At 71.6% G+C, this 18,395-nt stretch carries 15 protein-coding genes and 1 pseudogene; 4 read left to right on the top strand and 12 right to left on the bottom strand.

Translation table 11 applies throughout. The features are described 5' to 3' along the window. Positions 1-1,323, top strand: coding sequence for an MFS transporter (locus ABH920_RS41875; RefSeq protein ID WP_370354878.1), 1,323 nt, complete (start codon positions 1-3; stop codon positions 1,321-1,323). Here the strand turns inward: ABH920_RS41875 and ABH920_RS41870 are convergent. After that, positions 1,317-2,810 (bottom strand): NAD(P)H-hydrate dehydratase, encoded by a 1,494-nt coding sequence (locus ABH920_RS41870; protein ID WP_370354877.1) that lies wholly within the window; start codon positions 2,808-2,810, stop codon positions 1,317-1,319. The genes ABH920_RS41875 and ABH920_RS41870 overlap by 7 nt on opposite strands. Positions 2,811-2,856: 46 nt before the next feature. On the opposite strand from ABH920_RS41870, the gene ABH920_RS41865 reads away from it, so the two are divergent. Further along, complete coding sequence (locus ABH920_RS41865; RefSeq protein ID WP_370354876.1) at positions 2,857-3,513, top strand: DUF1707 domain-containing protein; 657 nt, start codon at positions 2,857-2,859, stop codon at positions 3,511-3,513. Positions 3,514-3,609: 96 nt separating this feature from the next. Here ABH920_RS41865 and ABH920_RS41860 read toward each other — a convergent pair whose 3' ends face one another. Together ABH920_RS41860 and glmS are read right to left on the bottom strand one after the other, a co-directional pair. Then, on the bottom strand, positions 3,610-3,960 hold the full coding sequence (locus ABH920_RS41860) for a holo-ACP synthase (RefSeq protein WP_370354875.1): 351 nt from the start codon (positions 3,958-3,960) through the stop codon (positions 3,610-3,612). A gap of 8 nt (positions 3,961-3,968) precedes the next feature. Continuing rightward, positions 3,969-5,858, bottom strand: coding sequence for a glutamine--fructose-6-phosphate transaminase (isomerizing) (gene glmS, locus ABH920_RS41855; protein ID WP_370354874.1), 1,890 nt, complete (start codon positions 5,856-5,858; stop codon positions 3,969-3,971). Between the two features lie 95 nt (positions 5,859-5,953). On the opposite strand from glmS, the gene coaA reads away from it, so the two are divergent. Beyond that, positions 5,954-6,940: a type I pantothenate kinase gene (gene coaA / locus ABH920_RS41850; RefSeq protein ID WP_370354873.1), complete on the top strand. Its 987-nt coding sequence runs from the start codon at positions 5,954-5,956 to the stop codon at positions 6,938-6,940. A gap of 90 nt (positions 6,941-7,030) precedes the next feature. Here the strand turns inward: coaA and ABH920_RS41845 are convergent, their stop codons facing one another. The 7 genes and pseudogenes from ABH920_RS41845 to ABH920_RS41815 all read right to left on the bottom strand — a co-directional run. Further along, positions 7,031-7,978, bottom strand: a complete 948-nt coding sequence (locus ABH920_RS41845; RefSeq protein WP_370354872.1) for a hypothetical protein — start codon at positions 7,976-7,978, stop codon at positions 7,031-7,033. Between the two features lie 14 nt (positions 7,979-7,992). Then, on the bottom strand, positions 7,993-8,496 hold the full coding sequence (locus tag ABH920_RS41840; RefSeq protein ID WP_370354871.1) for a SigE family RNA polymerase sigma factor: 504 nt from the start codon (positions 8,494-8,496) through the stop codon (positions 7,993-7,995). A 328-nt stretch (positions 8,497-8,824) separates the two neighbouring features. Then, complete coding sequence (locus ABH920_RS41835; RefSeq protein ID WP_370354870.1) at positions 8,825-9,664, bottom strand: helix-turn-helix domain-containing protein; 840 nt, start codon at positions 9,662-9,664, stop codon at positions 8,825-8,827. Positions 9,665-9,742: 78 nt separating this feature from the next. Then, positions 9,743-10,537 (bottom strand): ABC transporter permease subunit, encoded by a 795-nt coding sequence (locus ABH920_RS41830; RefSeq protein ID WP_370354869.1) that lies wholly within the window; start codon positions 10,535-10,537, stop codon positions 9,743-9,745. 13 nt (positions 10,538-10,550) lie between these two features. After that, positions 10,551-11,528: an ABC transporter ATP-binding protein gene (locus ABH920_RS41825; protein ID WP_370354967.1), complete on the bottom strand. Its 978-nt coding sequence runs from the start codon at positions 11,526-11,528 to the stop codon at positions 10,551-10,553. A 2-nt stretch (positions 11,529-11,530) separates the two neighbouring features. Beyond that, entirely contained in the window at positions 11,531-12,499 is a 969-nt protein-coding gene (locus tag ABH920_RS41820) for an ABC transporter permease (RefSeq protein ID WP_370354868.1), read from the bottom strand. 286 nt (positions 12,500-12,785) lie between these two features. Beyond that, positions 12,786-13,763 (bottom strand): annotated as a pseudogene (locus ABH920_RS41815) (ABC transporter ATP-binding protein); the annotation flags it as partial. A 208-nt stretch (positions 13,764-13,971) separates the two neighbouring features. On the opposite strand from ABH920_RS41815, the gene ABH920_RS41810 reads away from it, so the two are divergent. Beyond that, positions 13,972-15,291, top strand: a complete 1,320-nt coding sequence (locus tag ABH920_RS41810) for an ATP-dependent 6-phosphofructokinase (RefSeq protein WP_370354867.1) — start codon at positions 13,972-13,974, stop codon at positions 15,289-15,291. 1,107 nt (positions 15,292-16,398) lie between these two features. On the opposite strand, the gene glmM is transcribed toward ABH920_RS41810, so the two are convergent. Both glmM and rpsI read right to left on the bottom strand, forming a co-directional pair. Beyond that, positions 16,399-17,742 (bottom strand): phosphoglucosamine mutase, encoded by a 1,344-nt coding sequence (gene glmM, locus ABH920_RS41805; protein ID WP_370354866.1) that lies wholly within the window; start codon positions 17,740-17,742, stop codon positions 16,399-16,401. A 149-nt stretch (positions 17,743-17,891) separates the two neighbouring features. Then, complete coding sequence (rpsI, locus tag ABH920_RS41800; protein ID WP_370354966.1) at positions 17,892-18,386, bottom strand: 30S ribosomal protein S9; 495 nt, start codon at positions 18,384-18,386, stop codon at positions 17,892-17,894. Positions 18,387-18,395 lie beyond the last annotated feature (9 nt).

Below are 18,395 nucleotides of genomic sequence, written 5' to 3'. Positions count from 1 at the left end.
ATGACTGCTGTCGTGGCCGGCCCGGTCGGCGCCTCGCGGCCCGTTCCGGCGCTGCGGAATGCGAGCTACCGGCGGCTGCTCGGGGGTGCGACGCTGAGCGCGCTGGGCGACCAGGTCTGGTACGTCGCGCTGTCGTACGCGGCGGTGCGCGCGGGGTCGCCGGCCGCGGCCGGGGTGGTGTTGTCGGTCTCTGCGATACCCCGGCTGCTGTTGGTGCTGTTCGGCGGGGTGATCGTCGACCGGTTCGATGCCCGGAAGCTGATGATCGGCAGTGACTCGCTGCGGGCGGTGGTGTGCCTGGGGGCGGCGCTGGTCGCTACGGCGACTTCGCCGGGGTTGGGGTTGTTGGCGGGCGTCGCGGTGGTGTTCGGGGTCGTGGACGCGCTGTTCATGCCCGCGTCTGTGGCGCTGCGGCCACGGCTGCTGGAGCCGCATCAGTACTCGGGCGGGGCGGTGCTGTGGACGCTGTCGGGGCGGCTGGCGCTGACGGTCGGGGCACCGTTGGGCGGGGTGGTCGCGGCCTCGGCGGGGCTGGGGGCGGCGCTGGTGGTGGACGCGGTGAGCTTCGTCGCGTCGCTGGTGAGCTTGGTGGGGCTGCGGGTTCGCAAGGAGGTAAGCGCGAAGGCGGGCGCAGGGGCAGGTGCGAGGGCGGGTGCGGAGGCTCGTTCGGGGACGCCGGCCGCCACGGCCGCAGCGCGAACCGCGACACGCAAGGAGCCGTTCGGGCGCAGCTTCGTCGCAGGGCTCGGCTATCTGCGCCAGCACGCGGTGCTGGGGCCGTTCGTGGTGTGGCTGGCGCTGACGAACATCGGGATGGTCGGCCCGCTGAACGTGGGCGCGGCCCTGCTGGCCACGCGGCGGGGCTGGGGCGCGCCGGGCATCGGCCTGCTGCTGACCGGGTTCGGGATCGGCGCGGCGGTGGGGGCCGTGGGGATGGGGAAGGTGCGGGTCCGCGGCGGGCTCGGCGTGTGGCTGGCCGGTGCCGGGGCGCTGCAGGGGGTCGCTGGGGCGGCGATGGCCCTGGTGCCGACGTTGGGCGGGGCGATCGCGGCGGCAGCGGCGGTCGGGATGCTGTCGAGCGCCATGGGGGTGCCGGCGACGGTCGTGATGCAGGCCGAGTGCGATGACGCGTTCCGAGGACGGGTCGGGAGTGTCACGACGCTGATCACGTTGGGGATCGTGCCGCTGACCATGGGCCTGATGGGGTTGATGGTCGGGGCGTTCGGGCTGTCGGCGGCATTCGGGATCAGCGGGGCGGTGGAGGTGCTGGGGCTGCTGTGCCTGCTGTCGCGAGGATTCCGGAGTGTCCGCGCGCCTCAGTGAGGGGCCCGCGCCGCGGTGAGGGCTTCGACCAGGTCCCCGGCGATGAGCTGCCGGCCGGGGTGGCGGCGCTGGACGTCGAGCGCCGCCTGGCCGTGCAGGTGGGCCGCGACGCTGGCGGCGTCCAGAGGATGCAGCCCGGCGGCCAGCAGGCCGCCTGCGAGGCCCGACAGGACGTCGCCAGACCCTGCGGTGGCCAGGGCCGGGGTGCCGGTGCGGTTGACGCGCACGGTGGCGGTTCCCGGGTCGGCGATGAGCGTCGTCGAGCCCTTCAGCAGGACCGTGCAGCCGAAGCGGTCGGCCAGTTCGCGGACGGCGGCCAGGCGGTGGGCCTCGATGTGGTCGGAGGTCCAGGCGGCATCGTCGAGGAGGCGCGCGGCTTCGCCGGAGTGGGGCGTGAGCAGCGTCGGGTGGGAGCGGTCCAGAGGCTTGTCGGACTGGCCGAGCTGCTTGAGGGCGGTCAGGCCATCGGCGTCGACGAGCACCGGCAGCTCGGTGGCCAGGGCTTTCGCGACACGGTCGGCGCTGTCCGCGCCGATGCCGGGGCCGACGACCCAGGCCTGGACGCGGCCGTCGCCGATCAGGACCTCCGGGTAGCGGGCCAACACGCCGGCGTTGACCTCGGGCTCACCGAGGAAGCGGACGGCGCCGACGCCGCTGCGCAGGGCCGCGCCGGTCGCGAGGACGGCGGCGCCGGGGTAGCGGGGGGATCCGGCGGCCAGGCCCAGGACGCCGCGGCGATACTTGTTGCTCTCGGCGGTGGGGGTCGGCAGGAGGGCTTCGACGTCGGCGGGTTCGAGGGCTTCCAGGACCGGAGCGCCGTCGAGGTAAGGTGCCAGGCCGATGTCGACGAAGCGGAGGTCGCCGACGTGCTCGGCGGCCGGGGAGATGAACAGGCCCGGCTTGTAGGTGCCGAAGGTGACGGTGACGTCGGCGTTGACCGCGGGGCCGGAGACCTCGCCGGTGTCGGCGTCGACGCCGCTGGGGAGGTCCACGGCGACGACGAGGGGACGCGGGTCGGCCGCTTCGATCTGTTCGAACACCGATGCCGCAGCAGGGCGCAGGCCGCCGTGGCCGCCGATCCCGACGACGCCGTCGAGCACCAGGTCGGAGGCGGTGTAGCGCCACTCCCCCGCTGTGCTGACCAGGCCTCCGGCGGCGCGCAGGGCTGCCAGGCCGGCGGCGTGGGCGCGCGCCTCGTCGAGCAGGACCGCCTCGACCTTCGCGCCGCGGCGGACCAGGCGGGCGGCGGCGTAGAGGGCGTCGCCGCCGTTGTCGCCGCTGCCTGCGACGACGAGGACACGCGCGCCGTAGACGCGTCCGACGCGTCCCACGCGTCCGTGGGCGCCTCTACGGACGCCTCCCAGGAGCCGCACGCACTCCGCCGTCAGCCCGGCGACCGCGCGCTGCATCAGCTCGCCGTCGGGCAGGCGCGCCATCAACGCCGCCTCCGCGTGCCGGACCTGGTCCACCGAATGCGCCGTCAGCATGCTTCCACCCTGTCACGGCCCGGCGTGTCTCGCTAAGATCCTCGGCATGTCTGGGGAGGAAGCGCTGTCGCGCGCCGAGATGCGCGCGTCCCATGAGGACCGTGACATCGTCGTGGACCGGCTGCGGGTGGCGGCCGGGGACGGCCGGATCGACGGGGACGAGCTCGACCAGCGGATCGAGGCGGCGATGACCGCGCGGACCTATGGCGAGCTGGACAAGCTGATCAAGGATCTGCCTTCGTCGGCGCAGCCGGTGAGCCCGGCGCGGCGGACCGAGGCGGAGGCTTCGCAGAACATCACCATCTCGCACGGGAACACGCACAAGCTGGGCGCGTGGCTGGTGCCGCGGCGGCTGAACGTCGCGGTGCGGCACGGGAACGTCCTGCTGGACTTCACCCAGGCGGTGTTCAGCGGTGCGCGGGAGGTCGAGCTGGCGCTGGATCTGCGGCACGCGAACCTGCGGATCATCGTGCCGCCGGGGACGGCGCTGGACACCTCGGGGCTGGCGACGCGGCACGCGAACGTCGGGCAGCCGGATCTGGGGCCGGCCGGGCCGGAGGCGATCCGGCTGACGATCAGCGGGCAGGCGGAGCACACGAACCTGCGGGTGCGGCGGCTTTCGCGGTTCGCGGAGCGCCGGCGGGAGCGGCGGGGAGAGCGCGAGCTGGGGCGGCGGCGCGAGCGGCGGGAGTTGGGGCGGTAGGGCGGGACGGTAGGGCCGGGCGGTAGGGCCGGGCGGTAGAGCGAGGCGGTCGGGCGAGGTGGTAGAGCGAGGCGAACCCCGGGCCGCCGCGCCGAATCACCCCTCCGCGATCACCACCGCCGAAGCGATCCCGGCGTCGTGCGACAGCGACACATGGAAAGCCCGGATCCCCCGCTCCTCGGCCAGCGCCGCGATGGTCCCGGTCACCCGCAGCTCCGGGCGGCCGTCCGGCAGCGTCACCACCTCGGCGTCGTGCCAGCGCAGGCCGCGCGGGGCGCCGAGCGCCTTGGCCAGCGCCTCCTTGGCCGCGAACCGGGCCGCCAGGGACGCCGTCCCGCGCTCGCGCTCCCCGGGCGTGAACAGCTTCTCCCGCAGAGCCGGGGTGCGGGACAGCGACGTCGCGAACCGTTCGACGTCCACCACGTCGATGCCCACACCCAGGATCATGCGCGTCCTTACTCCACAGTGACCGACTTCGCCAGGTTACGCGGCTGGTCGACGTCGTAGCCCAGGGCGTCCGCCAGTTCGGCGGCGAAGACCTGGAGCGGGACGGTGGCCACCAGGGGCTGCAGCAGGATCGGCAGCTCCGGGACGTGGAACAGGAAGTCCGCGTAGGGGGCCACCACGTCGTCGCCGTCCTCGGCGATGACGATGGTCTTGGCGCCGCGGGCACGGATCTCCTGGATGTTGGAGACGATCTTGTCGTGCAGCAGCGGCCGCTTCGGCGAGGGCACCACGACCACGACCGGCAGGTCCTGCTCGATCAGCGCGATCGGCCCGTGCTTGAGCTCGCCGGCGGCGAAGCCCTCGGCGTGGATGTAGGCGAGCTCCTTCAGCTTCAGCGCGCCTTCCAGGGCCATCGGGTAGCCGACGTGCCGGCCCAGGAACAGCACCGTGCGGGCGCCGACCATGGAGCGGGCGAGCTTGCGGATCGGCTCCATCCGGTTCAGGGTCTCGGCGATCGCGGCCGGGGAGTCCGACAGCTGCGTCAGGACCTCCTCCACCTCGTCGTTGAACTTCACGCCGCGGACCTGCGCCAGGTACAGGCCGACCAGGTAGCAGGCGGTGAGCTGGGTCAGGAACGCCTTGGTGGAGGCCACGCCGATCTCCGGGCCGCCGTGCGTGTAGACCACGGCGTCGGACTCGCGCGGGATGGTCGAGCCGTTGGTGTTGCAGATCGCCAGGACGCGCGAGTGCTGCTCGCGGGCGTGCCGGATGGCCATCAGGGTGTCCATGGTCTCGCCGGACTGCGAGATCGCTATCACCAGCGTGTCCCTGGTCAGGATCGGGTCGCGGTAGCGGAACTCGCTGGCCAGCTCGACCTCGACCGGGACCCGGGTCCAGTGCTCGATGGCGTACTTGGCGATCAGGCCGGCGTGGTAGGCGGTGCCGCAGGCGACGACGACGATCTTGGTGATGGCGCGCAGCTCGTCCTCGGACAGCCGCATCTCGTCCAGCTTCAGCTTGCCGTCGCCGTTGACCCGGCCCAGCAGGGTGTCGGCGACCGCCTGCGGCTGCTCGGCGATCTCCTTCTGCATGAACCAGTCGTAGCCGCCCTTCTCCGCCGCCGAGGCGTCCCAGGACACGTGGAACCGCTTGCCCTCCACGACCTCGCCGTCGAAGGTGGTGATCTTCACCGAACCGTCGCGGAAGACCTCGGCGACCTGGTCCTGGCCCATCTCGATGGCCTCGCGGGTGTGCGCGATGAACGCCGAGACGTCGGAGGCCAGGAACGCCTCGCCCTCGCCGACGCCGATCACCAGCGGGGAGTTGCGGCGCGCGCCGACCACCACGTCCGGGGCGTCGGCGTGCACCGCGACCAGCGTGAAGGCGCCCTGCAGCCGGTTCACGACGCGGCGCATCGCGGCGCCCAGGTCGCCGTCGCCGGCCTCGGCGAAGTCGCGGGCCAGCAGGTGCGCGACGACCTCGGTGTCGGTCTCCGAGAGGAATGTCACATCCTGGCCGGCCAGTTCGGCCTTGAGCCGGGCGAAGTTCTCGATGATGCCGTTGTGGATGACCGCCACCTTGCCGGTGGTGTCGGTGTAGGCGCCGCCGGGTGCGCTGAAGTGCGGGTGGGCGTTGCCGTCGGTGGGGCCGCCGTGGGTGGCCCAGCGGGTGTGGCCCAGGCCGGTCGTCGACGCCGGGAGGGGGCGGACGTCGAGTTCCTTTTCCAGGTTCGCCAGCTTGCCGGCCTTCTTGGCCCCGGCCAGGCGGGCTTCGCCCGCGGACCGGTCGACCACGGCGATGCCCGCAGAGTCGTAGCCCCGGTACTCCATCCGGCGCAGACCCTCTATGACGATGCCCAGGGCTTGCTGGGAGCCCACGTAACCCACGATTCCGCACATGGGTCCAGAGCATAGTGGTATGCCCGGTGACCTGGATTGGTACAGACCAATCGGGGCATCGCTACCAGTCGGTAGGGTGTCGGTAGGGTGACAGGGTGACCAGTGCCGCGCCACCAGCTCCCAATCCCTTCCTGGAGTTCAGCCGCGAAGAGTGGGCCGCTCTGCGGGACCGGACTCCGCTGCCGCTGACCGAGCCGGAGATCGAGCGGCTGCGCGGTCTGCTGGACGTCACCGACATCGACGAGGTGCGCGACGTCTACCTGCCGCTGTCGCAGCTGCTGAGCATGTACGTCCGGGCCACCTCCGAGCTGCGCGGCACCATCGCCGCGTTCGCCTCCGGCACCGGCGGCGGGGACCGGCAGGGGCAGTGGACGCCGGAGACCGCGCCGCCGTTCGTGATCGGCATCGCCGGCTCGGTGTCGGTCGGCAAGTCCACGTTCTCCCGCACCCTGCGCGATCTGCTCGCCCGCAGCCCGGAGCACCCGGAAGTGGGCCTCATCACCACCGACGGCTTCCTGTATCCGAACGCGGAGCTGGAGCGGCGCGGGCTGATGGGCCGCAAGGGCTTCCCGGAGTCCTACGACCAGCGCGCGTTCCTGCGCTTCTTGACGGCGGTGAAGTCCGGGCAGGAGACCGTGCAGGCACCGGTGTACTCGCACCTGGTCTACGACATCGTCGCGGACGAGTGCGTCGACGTGAAGCGGCCGGACATCCTGCTGGTCGAGGGCCTGAACCTGTTGCAGCCGGCCCGCACCCGCGCCGACGGCCGGACGTCGCTGGCGGTCTCGGACTTCCTGGACTTCTCGATCTACCTCGACGCGCGCCGCTCGGACCTGAAGCGCTGGTACACCGACCGGTTCCTGGCGCTGCGCTCGACGGCGTTCAGCGACCCGCAGTCCTATTTCCACAAGTTCGCCTCGCTGTCCGACGAGGCGGCGCGCGGGCTGGCGCTGGAGATCTGGACGTCGATCAACGAGCGGAACCTGATGGACAACATCCTGCCGACGCGGGGCCGGGCGCGGCTGGTGCTGCGCAAGGGTGCTGATCACCGGGTGGAGCGGGTGCGGCTGCGCAAGCCCTGAGGCGAAGAGAACTCAGAAGAGAGCCCGAGCGAAGAAGGGAAGCGCGGGTCGAAGTCGCATTCCGGCCCGCGCTCCCGGCTCTCGGTGCCGCTACTTGCTCTGGCTCTGCGTCTGGTTCTGCTCCATCTGGGTCCGCAGGTTCCCCAACTGCTGCATGACAGCGGGGAAGATCGGCGCCGACACGAGAGCCGCGAACTGCTCCGGGCTCAACACCGGACCGCTCGGATTGAAGCCGAAGACGCCGTGCTCATCGGTGACCCCGGAGCTGCCCTTCCAGGGCAGCTCTCTGACCAGCTCGTCCAGCTCGATGGTCCACGAAGTGCCCGAGCCCGGCGGGGCGAACACATACTGTGCCGAGTGGAAGGACAGCGCCGAGGGATCGGTCAGCGCCGCCGTGTCCTGGATGCTGTCCCGCGCCTCGATGTCGGTCGACTGGATCCGGACGGTTCCGCCCGACACCTCCTTCGTCCCGGAGACCAGGGGGATCGCCGCGGTCGCCGGGTGCTGGTGGATGTACTTCGTGTCGACCGGGGCCGCTTGGATGAAGTGATCGCCGGGCAGCACCTGAACGATGCTGGTGCCGCCGGTCGAGCTCGTGAACGTCAACGTGGTGCAGAACCCCGCCGGCTGGTCGGCGGTCTGGCAGGCGATGTGGTCTCCCGTCGGGAGGTAGGGCTTCAACGCGTCCAGCACCTCCTGTTCCTGCTGGACGATGGTCCCCGTCAGCTTGGGCAGCGTCGGGGTCGGCGGCGCCGTCGGCTGCGCCGTGTGCGGCTTCGCCGTGCTCTGTGTCGACGCCGAGACGCCCGGCGTGACGGCGTCGGACCCGGCGCCGTGGCCGGGACGCAGCGCCACGACCCCGGCGACCGCCACCGCGGCCACCGCACCGGTCACGCCGGCCGCCGTCCAGCGGTCGCGGCGGCGCCGGCCGTCCCCCCAGGCGACCGCGGGGCCGATCAGGTCGCGCGAGGCTGGCACGTGCTCCAGGTCGGCCTCGCGGAACAGGGTCCTGATGTTCTCCGCTTCGTGATCCGTCATGTGTTCCTCCTTCGTCAGTCTCGACGGATGTCGCTGAGCGAGTCGCCGATCCGGGTCCGCAGGGTCGCCAGGGCGCGCGCGGTCTGGCTCTTCACCGTCCCCTCCGAGATGCCGAGGGCGTCGGCGGTCTGCGCGACCGAGTAGTCCTCCCAGAACCGCAGCACCACCACCGCCCGGGACTTGGGCGGCAGCCCGGCGAGCGCCTCCATCAGGACGCTGGTGCTGCCGTCGCCGAAGCCGTCGCCGGAGGCGGCCGGCTCCGGTACCGATTCGATCGGCACCGTCGCGAACCGCTTCTTGCGGTTGGCCGACAGGTGGCAGCGGTACAGGACCTGTTTGGCGTAGGCGTCCGGATGCTCGACGCGTCCCATCCGGCGCCAGGACCGGTACAGGTGCCCGAAGGCGGTCTGCACCAGGTCCTCGGCCCCGTGCCAGTCCCCGCACAGCAGATACGCGGTGCGCAGCAGCTGCTTCTGGCGGCTCGCGGCGAACTGCCGGAAGTCCTCCTCGTCACTCATCCACCCTCCCGTTGACGACTCACCAGTACTCAATGCCGCGTCGGGCCGATCGGTTGGAACCGGTGAGCTGGAGTTCTCCGTTTTCTACAAGACACGGGGCGAGAGCGGAGGCCATTCTGACGATCACGCCCGGCCCTCCCGGAGCGGGGGGACGGTAGCGGGGCCGGCCGGGCTGGGCGGCCCCGGTATCGCCGGGACGTGGGCCGCCGGGGCGGTGGGAAGAGCCGGAGGGGCTCGCCCGACGGGTTCGGTTCGGTTCAGCGTGCTCGACGGCCGCAGGGTGCCGGCCGGGGGTGGACACGGCCGGTGCGAAAGCGCTGCGGCCGGCTCAGCCCAGCAGCACGCTGGTCACCCGTCCGGGGAGCCGGTCGAGCGCGGAGCCGGGTGGGGCGCCGCGCCGCAGCTCCGCCAACCGCCCCGGCGTCAGCCCGGTGATGGCTTTGACGTCGTGCCCGAGGTGCGCCTGGTCGTGGTAGCGGGCCAGCGCGGCGGCCTGCGACCAGCTTCGGCCGTCCAGGTGCGCGCGCAGCGCGGTCTGTAAGCGCAGCACCCGCGCCATCGCCTTCGGCGACATCCCGACCTGTTCCAGGAACCGCGAGCGCAGGTGGCGGTCGCCCCAGCCGACGTCGCGCTGGATCTCGCGCAGCGGCCAGCCGGCCGCCACCAGCCGGGTCGCGCGCGTCACCTGCCAGGCCGGCAGGATCCGGGAGTCGGCCGCACGCCGGGTCAGGTACGCGTCGAGCCGGGCGAAGCGCGCCGCCCAGGTCGGCAGCCCGGCCAGCTGCTCCACGAGCAGGTCGCCCTCGCGGCCCAGTACTTCGCCGAGCCTCGGGAAGCCCCTCGCCAGCTCGGCCATGCGCAGGCCGAGGATGTGGTGCGCCGCGGTATGGCTGAGGGTCACCTCGATGCCGGCGATGTGTCCGCGGTGCCGGCCGATCGCCGCCACCGCGCGGCCGGCGGACAGGAACGAGGCCCGGCGGAAGACCTCGGACTCGCCGTCGGAGGCCAGGCCGATGCGAATCGGTTCGGCGAAGGCGATGACGAGCGTCGCCGCTCCGGAGGGGATCTCCAGGCGCGCGCGGTCGGCGACGTCGGGGAAATTGAAGCCGTGGTAGTGGTGCACGAGGCCGCGTAAAGCGGGAACAGGCTCGCGACGCACGCTTTCCATGCGCGGAGCCTATTCCCGGATGAATGTTCTGCGATGCGGCCGGTCAGAACCTTGCAGAACCCTTTACAGTCCCGGTCATCACGCCGCGTCCCCGGACACCCGGAACGACTGCAGCCGGCGCGTGCCGTAGCCCAGGGCCACGACGACGAACACCACCGACATGATCACCGAGGTGCCGAACGACAGGTTGGCGCTGAGGTTCGGCAGGTGCCCGATCTTGTCGGCCAGGCCCAGTTCGTACTGCCCGATGGACAGCAGGCGCAGACCGCTGACGAAGCGGGTGAGCAGGTTCTCCCAGACCAGGATGTAGATCAGGGTGACGGCCACCGAGCGCTTGGTCACCACCGACAGGAACAGGAAGAACGCGCTGTAGACGACGGCCCCGACGGCGGCGGCGACGATCACGCCGATCGCCTCGGTGATGTCGCCCTTGATCGGCGTGAACGTCATGTCCAGCGGGCCGGGGTTGTCGACGTAGCTGGAAGTGCCGATGAAGGCGGCCGCGGCGATCGGCACCACGGCGAACACCAGGGTCGCGCCGGAGGCCACGATCCACTTGGTGAACATCACCGTGGCCCGGCTGACCGGGGTGGCCAGCAGGTGCAGGATCGAGGCGTCGTCGACCTCGGTGCCCAGCACCGAGGTGCCGATGATCATCGCGGTCAGCGGCAGCAGCGTGACCAGGCCGATCTGTCCGAGGACCACTCCGGGCCAGGCGAAGTCGTGCGAGCTGTTGATGTTGGTGGCGGCGCGCAGCCCGATGGTCAGGGCCAGCAGCAGCGCCGGGGGCAGCGCGATCAGCAGCGAGCGGCGCCGGCCCAGCAGGCCGCGCAGCGTGATGGCGGCGATCGTGGGGTTGAAGACGGTTGACATCCGTGCCAGCTCCTTACGACGCCACCAGATAGGTGAACACGGACTCCAGCGACTCGTCGGTGGGCTGTACGGTGCGCAGCCGCACGCCGTGCTCGCGCGCCACCGCCGCCAGCTCCCGGCTGAACGCGCCGTAGTCCCCGGCCCGCACCTCCAGGCCCCCGGAGGGGTTCAGCTCCACGCCGTTCACGGACTGCCGGCCGATCAGCGCCGCGGCCAGGGCCCGGTCGTCGCTGGAGGCGACCTGGAACACGTGCGGGCGGCTGGTCATCAGCCTGCGGATGGTGCGGTAGTCGCCGGAGGCGGCCAGCCGGCCGGCCACGATCACCTGGACCGTGCCGGACAGCCGCTCGACCTCCTCCAGGATGTGCGAGGAGAACACGATGGTGTGGCCGGCGTCGCCGAGACGGTGCAGCAGGTCCATCATGTGCATGCGCTGGCGCGGGTCCATGCCGTTGAACGGCTCGTCCAGCAGCAGCACTCCCGGCTCGTGCACCAGCGCGGCGGCGACCTTGATGCGCTGCCGCATGCCCTTGGAGTAGGTGTCGATGCGGCGGTCGGCGGCCTCGGTGTCCATCTCGACCATGCGCAGGGCGCGGGCCGTGGCGCCCTCGACGTCGCTCAGCTTGTGCAGCTTGGCGGTCGCCGAGACGAACTGCCGGCCGGTCAGGAAGGCGTAGACCGAGTCGCGCTCGGGCACCAGGCCGATCACCTTGTAGATGCCGGGGTTGTGCCAGGCGGTCCGCCCGGCCACGGTGACCGTGCCGCGCGAGGGCGACAGGAAGCCGGAGACCAGGTGCAGCAGCGTGGACTTGCCGGCGCCGTTCGGGCCGAGCAGGCCGGTGACGCCGGGGCCGATGGTCATCGTGATGTCGTTGACCGCGACCACGTTGCCGTACCAGTGGGTCACGTTGTCCAGCACGATCTCGGCCGGGCCGCCGGGGCGGGTCGGGACCGGGGCGGCGGCTTCGCGCTGCCCGGGGATCTCGTCGATGGTCACAGCAGGCTCGCCTTCTGGTAGCGGCGAATCAGGAGGAGGGCGGCCAGCGCGCACAGCACCACGACCACGGCCAGGTACACGATTCCGAAACTGCCCGGGTAGGGCACGTCGGCGTTCTTCGGAGAACGGCCCACCACCCATTCCTTGAGGCCTTCCAACAGGTTCGCGGGGTTGAGCAGCCCGGAGATCTTCGGGCCGCTGCCCGGCGAGGTCGGCTTCACGAAGTAGCCGCCGCCGTCCGTGCTGGCGTCGTGCACATAGTGCGGGCGGTAGCCGGTCAGCCGCACCATCGCCGAGGAGATGACGTAGGTGCCGAAGAAGAACACCGCGACGGCGCCGGTGGCGAAGGCGCGGCGGCCGGTGTAGCAGGACAGGACCGCGGCCAGGACGCTGAACACGACGGAGTACAGCAGGGCCAGCTCCAGGCCGGGGATGAAGGCGCGGGTCTCGTGCCAGACGGCCGAGCCGCCGTGCAGCGAGCCGATGGTGCCGACGTAGAGCAGGATCTCCGGGACCGCGGTGAGCACCAGCATCGCGGTGATCAGGGCGCTGACCTTGGCGATCGGATAGTCGGTGCGGCGCAGCGGCCGGGAGAAGTACAGCGGCAGGGTGCGGTTGCGGATGTCGCGGGAGATCAGCTCCGGGGTCACCGCCGCCAGGTACAGGACCAGGACGAGCTGGAAGCTGTACATGTACTCGTCGTAGGCGATGGCGTGGACGCCGGTGCGGGAGACCGCGAAGGCGTTCGCGATGGCCGGCAGGCACATGATGGCCAGGGCCAGGAAGGGGACGACCTTGGCCCGCGGGCCGCGGCCCAGGCCCCAGGCGCTGCGGAGGCTGTGCCAGTAGAGGGCCCGGACGATACCCAGGCGGCCGACACGGTCGCCGGTGTAGGTGCGGTAGCCGATGTCGTGGATGACGCCGGAGGGTGAGACGGCGCCTGCGGTGGCGGTGTCGCTACTCATGGTCGGTCTCGCTCTCGGCGGCTTCGGCTGGGGCTTCGGCGTGAGCTTCGGCTTCGGCTCGGGCGGGGGCTTGGGCGGCGGGGGCGGCCGGCTCGGCGGCCGGGGCCGAGATGCCGGCAGCGGGCGCGGCGGGCGCCGGAGAATCAGCCGGCTCGCGGACTGCGGCATCGGGCTCGGCTGCTGCCGGCGAGGTCGCGGTGCTGGTGGCGGTCACGGTGCCAGCGGCGGAATCGGCGCCGGCACTGTCGTCGTCGGCCAGGTCGTCCAGATCCTCGAGATCGTCGAAGTCCTCGTCCGCGAACAGCTCCTCGACCCGGTGCCGGCGCCGCTCCAGCCGGTTCAGCGGCAGGCCGAGGTCGGCCACCGCGTCGCGGATGGCGTCGTAGACCTGGTCGGACTCCTCCTCGGTGCCGCCGAGGCGGACCAGCAGGGCGCGGCCGTCGCGGCGGGGGGCCAGGCCGGCGCTCTTCAGGGCGGCAGCAAGGCGGGCCGCACCCTCGTCGACCTCGACCGCCAGGACCGCGCTGGCCTTGGTGAAGGCCGACATGGAGGCGGCTCGGAGGAGCTTGCCGGACTCGATCGCGACCAGCGAGTCGCAGATCTGCTCGATCTCGCCGAGCAGGTGCGAGGCGACCAGGATGGAGATGCCGAACTCGGCGCCGATGCGCTCGATGAGGTCCAGCATCGCCTCGCGGCCGGCCGGGTCCAGGCCGTTGGTGGGCTCGTCCAGCAGGAGCAGGCGCGGGTCGCCGACCAGGGCCTGGGCCAGCTTCACGCGCTGCTTCATGCCCGTGGAATAGGTGCCGATCAGGCGGTAGCGCTCCTCGTGCAGGCCCACGTGGCGCAGCGACTCGGCGGCGCGCTCCTTGGCCGCGGTCGGCGGCAGGCCGCCCATGCGGCCCATGTGCGTGACGAACTCGGTGGCGGTCACGTCCGGGGGCAGGCAGTCGTGCTCGGGCATGTAGCCGACCAGGGTCCTGATGCGCTCGGCCTGGTCGACCACGTCGTAGCCGAGCACCGCGGCGGTGCCGGAGGACGGGTGCAGCAGGCCCAGGAGGATCTTGATCAGTGTCGACTTGCCCGCCCCGTTCGCCCCGACCAGGCCGATGACGCCGGCCGGGACGGACAGCGTCAGCCCGTCCAGCGCGGTCACCGCCCCCCGGGCCGCGCCGTTGTAGCGCTTGGTGAGGCCGGACGCCTCGATCACGGCGGCGGAGGCTGCCGGGACGGCCGGGCTGGCCGTCGATCTCGTGGCTGTGGTCATGGTTCCAAGGTAGAGAGGAACGGGGGCCGAGCGCTTCAGCTTGAAGTCGCCGTTGCCCGTAGCCCGCAAGGATGACGGCGTAGCCCGCCGGGAGTAGTCCCGGGCTCTGACGTCTACTCCTGGGAGCGGCGGCGGGGCGGCGCGTAACGCCCGGGCCGGATGGTGGACCGGCCGCGGCGAATCCAGTGAATCTTGTTAGCGTGAAACCATGAACACGGCCGATCTTCTCACCATCACCTCCGATGATCTGGCCATCACGCGCCTGGGTGAGCGCACCGTCGACACGCCGCTGGCCGACCTGCTCGGCGAGCGCGAGGAGACGTGGCACTACGTCACCGAGACCGACCGGGTCCTGCTCGACGTGGTCCAGGGCATAGCGAACAAGCGCGACGTGGACGTGGCCGGGCTGCCGGCCTTCAACCCCGGCGGACCGCGCCGGAAGCTGTTCTTCGAGCCGTCCGAGGTCACCGCCGCCATCGTCACCTGCGGCGGGCTGTGCCCGGGGCTGAACAACGTGATCCGCGGCCTGGTGCTGCACCTGGGGCGGGCCTACGGCGTCAAGCGCGTCCTGGGCTTCCGCAACGGCTTCAAGGGCCTCGCCGACGGCTCGGAGCCGATGGTGCTCACCGAGCAGGCCGTCGCCGACATCCAGAACCGCGGCGGCACGATCCTGGGCACCTCCCGCGGCAACCAGGACCCGGTGGTCGCGGTGGACACGATGGTGCGGCTCGGCGTCAACATCCTGTTCGTCATCGGCGGCGACGGCACGCTGCGCGGCGCGGAGAAGCTGGCCGACGAGGCGCGGGCCCGGGGCGAGCGCATCGCGGTGGTCGGGATCCCGAAGACCATCGACAACGACATCCCCTGGATCGACCGCTCCTTCGGCTTCCACACGGCGTTCGAGCAGGCCTCGAAGTCCATCCGCGCGGCGCACATAGAGGCCTCCTCGACGGAGAACGGCGTCGGCCTGGTGAAGCTGATGGGGCGGCACAGCGGGTTCATCGCCTGCTACTCGACGCTGGCCAGCCACGCCGTGGACTTCACGCTGATCCCCGAGGTCCCGTTCGACGTGAACGTCTTCCTGTCCCGGCTGAAGAAGAAGGTCGAGCAGCAGGGGCACGCGGTGGTCGTGGTCGCCGAGGGCGCGGGCCAGGAGCACTTCCCGGCCTCGGACCAGACCGACGCCTCGGGCAACGCGAAGCTGAACGACATCGGGGCGCTGCTGAAGAAGCGGATCATCGAGTCGTTCGGCGACGAGCCGCTGTCGGTGCGGTACGTGGACCCGGGGTACGAGATCCGGTCGGTGCCGGCGAACGCCTTCGACGCGGTCTACTGCACGCGGCTGGCACAGGCGGCGACGCACGCGGGGATGGCCGGGTTCACGGCGATGGTGGTCGGGCAGTGGAGCGGGCGGATGGTGCATCTGCCGATCGAGCTGGCGACCGCGAGCCGGAACGTGGTGGATCCGCACGGGCAGTTGTGGATGAACGTGCTGGAGACCACGGGGCAGCCGAAGCGGATGGTGTGAGGCGGCATTTCGTGGCGCCCCTGCTTGATGTGTGGGTGTGGGTGGCTGTGGTGTGGTGGTTGCGGTTTGTTGGTGGGTTTTAAGAGCTTTTTACGGCTTCGCCTAAGGTTTGGTGACCTCGCTGGGTGACGCAGTTCGGTGGTGTGCCTGGGGACGCGTTGGCGGCCGGCGGTGTTCGTGTCCACGACCGCGCACCGGTCCGAGTCACTGTGCACACGTCACGTGGGCGGCCGGCGGCCGCGTTTGGTGGGCACCAGGCCTCCGGCGACGCCTGCGCGGCGAGCGGCCTCGCTCCAGGGGAGGAAGGCCGCGCTGTTGGGCGCCGGTCGTTGCTTGTGGTCGCCTGTGTCCCGGGTTCCCCGGACAACCCCGGCCTGTGCTGTGGACACGGTCCACTCGGGTGCGCACATGCCCGGCCGTGACGTGGCCGCGTCCAAGACGCGGGAATCCTTCCCACAGGTGGGGTTGTCCCGGATCCCTCGTCGCTGTCGGCGGTGCTTGCACAACCAGCCTGGACTGGCGGTGTCCGGCCGGACGAGACCGGACCACAGCAGCGTGTGATGCGGCTGGACACCGCCAGGCCGGGATGGTTCCCTCCGGGCGACGTCAGCGACGAGGGATCCGGGACTCGGCGACCAACACTCGCACCGCCGCCGAGGCGGGGGGTTGGGGATCCCTCAGAGTCTCGAGTGCCCCCGCCGGAGGCGCCTGCTTTTGACTGTTGGTGCCCACCACACGCGGCCGCCGCCCGCCCACTTGACGTGTGCGCAGTGACTCGGACCTGTGCGCGGTCGTGCACACGCACAACCGCCGGCCGCCAATGCGTCCCCAGGCACACCACCGAACTGCGCCACCCAGCGGATCCTTCTTAAAACCCTGCGAAGCCGTCAAAAAAGCCCTTGACTGTCAACCCACAAACAAACCGCACCCGCCACCAGCACCCACACATAGGTCAGCGGCGCCTATTTTGTTAGGGGGATTCGCCCCCGAACATACGTATAGCGCGCGCCGCTGACACGTTCGTGCGAGGGTGGCGCCGCACTCCCCGCCCCGACCGCGCCCGACCGCGCCCGGCCGCAGCCGGGCGCTGCCGGCGGCAGCTCGGCCTCAGCCCAGCGCCGTCTTCACCACATCCGCCAGGTGTGACGCCAGCCGCCGCGCCTGCTCCGCGTCCTCGGCCTCGACCATGACGCGCACCAGCGGCTCGGTCCCGCTCGGGCGCAGCAGCACCCGGCCGGTCTCGGCCAGTTCCGCTTCGGCCTCCTTGACCGCCTGGGCCAGTTCGGCGCTGGTCGCGGCGCGGGACTTGTCGACGTCCTTCACGTTGATCATCACCTGCGGCAGCTTGTGCATCACGCCGGCGAGGTCGGCCAGGGTGCGGCCGGTGGCCGCCACGCGGGCCAGCAGGTGCAGGGCGGTGAGGGTGCCGTCGCCGGTGGTGGCGTGCTCGGTGAGGATGAGGTGGCCGGACTGCTCGCCGCCGAGGACGTAGCCGCCGTTGCGCATCGCCTCCAGGACGTAGCGGTCGCCGACGGCGGTCTCGATGAAGTTCAGGCCTTCGCGCTGCATGGCCTGCTTGAAGCCGAAGTTGGCCATCACGGTGCCGACCACGGTGTCGCCGGCGAGCTTGCCCTGGTCGCGCAGGGAGAGCGCGAGGACCGCGAGGATCTGGTCGCCGTCGACCTCCTCGCCGGCGGCGTCCACGGCCAGGCAGCGGTCGGCGTCGCCGTCGTGGGCGATGCCGGCGTGCGCGCCGTGCTCGATGACGGCGGCCTTCAGCTTCTCCAGGTGCGTGGAGCCGCAGTCCTCGTTGATGTTCAGGCCGTCGGGCTCGACGTGCGTGGCGATCACCTCGGCGCCGGCGCGGCGCAGGGCCTCCGGGGAGACGCGGAAGGCGGCGCCGTTGGCCTCGTCGACGACGACCTTCAGGCCGTCGAGGCGGTTGGGGAGGGTGTCCAGGAGGTGCTCGATGTAGCGCTCGCCGCCCTGGGGGTAGTCCGCGACGCGGCCCACGGCGGCGCCCACCGGCCGGGACCACTGCTCGTTCATGCGGGCCTCGATGGCGTCCTCGAGGACGTCGTCGAGCTTCACGCCGCCGCGGGCGAGGAACTTGATGCCGTTGTCCGGGGCCGGGTTGTGCGAGGCCGACAGGACCACGCCGAGGTCGGCGCCCAGGATCTCGGTCAGGTAGGCGACCGCGGGGGTGGGCAGGACGCCCAGGCGCAGGACGTCCACGCCGGCCGAGGCCAGCCCGGCGACGACCGCGCCCTCCAGGAACTCCCCCGAGGCGCGGGGGTCGCGGCCGACCACCGCTTTGGGGCGGTGGCCCTCGAAGGCCCCCACTTCGCCGAGGACGTGCGCGGCGGCCACCGAAAGGTCCAACGCCAGTTCCGCTGTCAGATCCCGGTTGGCCATGCCGCGAACGCCGTCGGTGCCGAAAAGCCTGGTCATATGCGCGCGCTCCTAGAGAGGGCAGGAGGGTGGAACCCTAGGGGACGGTATTCCCGGGAAAACATCGTACGAACGCCCCGGAAAGCGGATGCTCCCGGGGCGTTCGTAGACACCGTGGCGCCCGCAGTCCCCCGCGGACAGACGGCGGTTTAGCGCTTGCTGTACTGCGGGGCCTTACGGGCCTTCTTCAGACCGGCCTTCTTGCGCTCGGTGGCGCGGGCGTCCCGGGTCAGGAAGCCGGCCTTCTTGAGCGTCGCCCGGTTGTTCTCCTGGTCCGCCGCGTTCAGCGCGCGGGCCACGCCCAGGCGCAGCGCGCCGGCCTGGCCGGAGATGCCGCCGCCGTCGATGCGGGCGACGACGTCGTAGGCGCCGTCCAGCTCCAGGACCTTGAACGGGTCGTTCACCAGCTGCTGGTGGACCTTGTTCGGGAAGTAGCCGTCCAGGGTGCGGCCGTTGATCTTCCACAGGCCGGTGCCCGGGACGATGCGGACGCGGGCGATGGCCTCCTTGCGGCGGCCCAGGCCCTGGCCGGAGGTGCTGGCCGTGCGACGCACGACCGGAGCGGCGGCGGCCGCGGGGGACTCCGAGGTGTACTCGGTGAGCTCCTCCTCGGCAGCGCCGTCGCCGGCGAACTCGTCAACGATCTCGGTGGT

The organism is Catenulispora sp. EB89 (assembly GCF_041261445.1).
In the GTDB taxonomy this organism is placed as follows: domain Bacteria; phylum Actinomycetota; class Actinomycetes; order Streptomycetales; family Catenulisporaceae; genus Catenulispora.
The sequence above is the reverse complement of the archived record's forward strand: the minus strand, read 5'-3'. Positions and strand labels throughout refer to the sequence as shown.

Excerpts from the sequence above, each read along its gene's own strand:
- ABH920_RS41875 (WP_370354878.1), top strand. The coding sequence starts at position 1 with ATGACTGCTGTCGTGGCCGGCCCGGTCGGCGCCTCGCGGCCCGTTCCG.
- ABH920_RS41870 (WP_370354877.1), bottom strand. The coding sequence starts at position 2,810 with ATGCTGACGGCGCATTCGGTGGACCAGGTCCGGCACGCGGAGGCGGCG.
- ABH920_RS41865 (WP_370354876.1), top strand. The coding sequence starts at position 2,857 with ATGTCTGGGGAGGAAGCGCTGTCGCGCGCCGAGATGCGCGCGTCCCAT.
- ABH920_RS41860 (WP_370354875.1), bottom strand. The coding sequence starts at position 3,960 with ATGATCCTGGGTGTGGGCATCGACGTGGTGGACGTCGAACGGTTCGCG.
- glmS (WP_370354874.1), bottom strand. The coding sequence starts at position 5,858 with ATGTGCGGAATCGTGGGTTACGTGGGCTCCCAGCAAGCCCTGGGCATC.
- ABH920_RS41845 (WP_370354872.1), bottom strand. The coding sequence starts at position 7,978 with ATGACGGATCACGAAGCGGAGAACATCAGGACCCTGTTCCGCGAGGCC.
- ABH920_RS41840 (WP_370354871.1), bottom strand. The coding sequence starts at position 8,496 with ATGAGTGACGAGGAGGACTTCCGGCAGTTCGCCGCGAGCCGCCAGAAG.
- ABH920_RS41835 (WP_370354870.1), bottom strand. The coding sequence starts at position 9,664 with ATGGAAAGCGTGCGTCGCGAGCCTGTTCCCGCTTTACGCGGCCTCGTG.
- ABH920_RS41830 (WP_370354869.1), bottom strand. The coding sequence starts at position 10,537 with ATGTCAACCGTCTTCAACCCCACGATCGCCGCCATCACGCTGCGCGGC.
- ABH920_RS41820 (WP_370354868.1), bottom strand. The coding sequence starts at position 12,499 with ATGAGTAGCGACACCGCCACCGCAGGCGCCGTCTCACCCTCCGGCGTC.
- ABH920_RS41810 (WP_370354867.1), top strand. The coding sequence starts at position 13,972 with ATGAACACGGCCGATCTTCTCACCATCACCTCCGATGATCTGGCCATC.
- glmM (WP_370354866.1), bottom strand. The coding sequence starts at position 17,742 with ATGACCAGGCTTTTCGGCACCGACGGCGTTCGCGGCATGGCCAACCGG.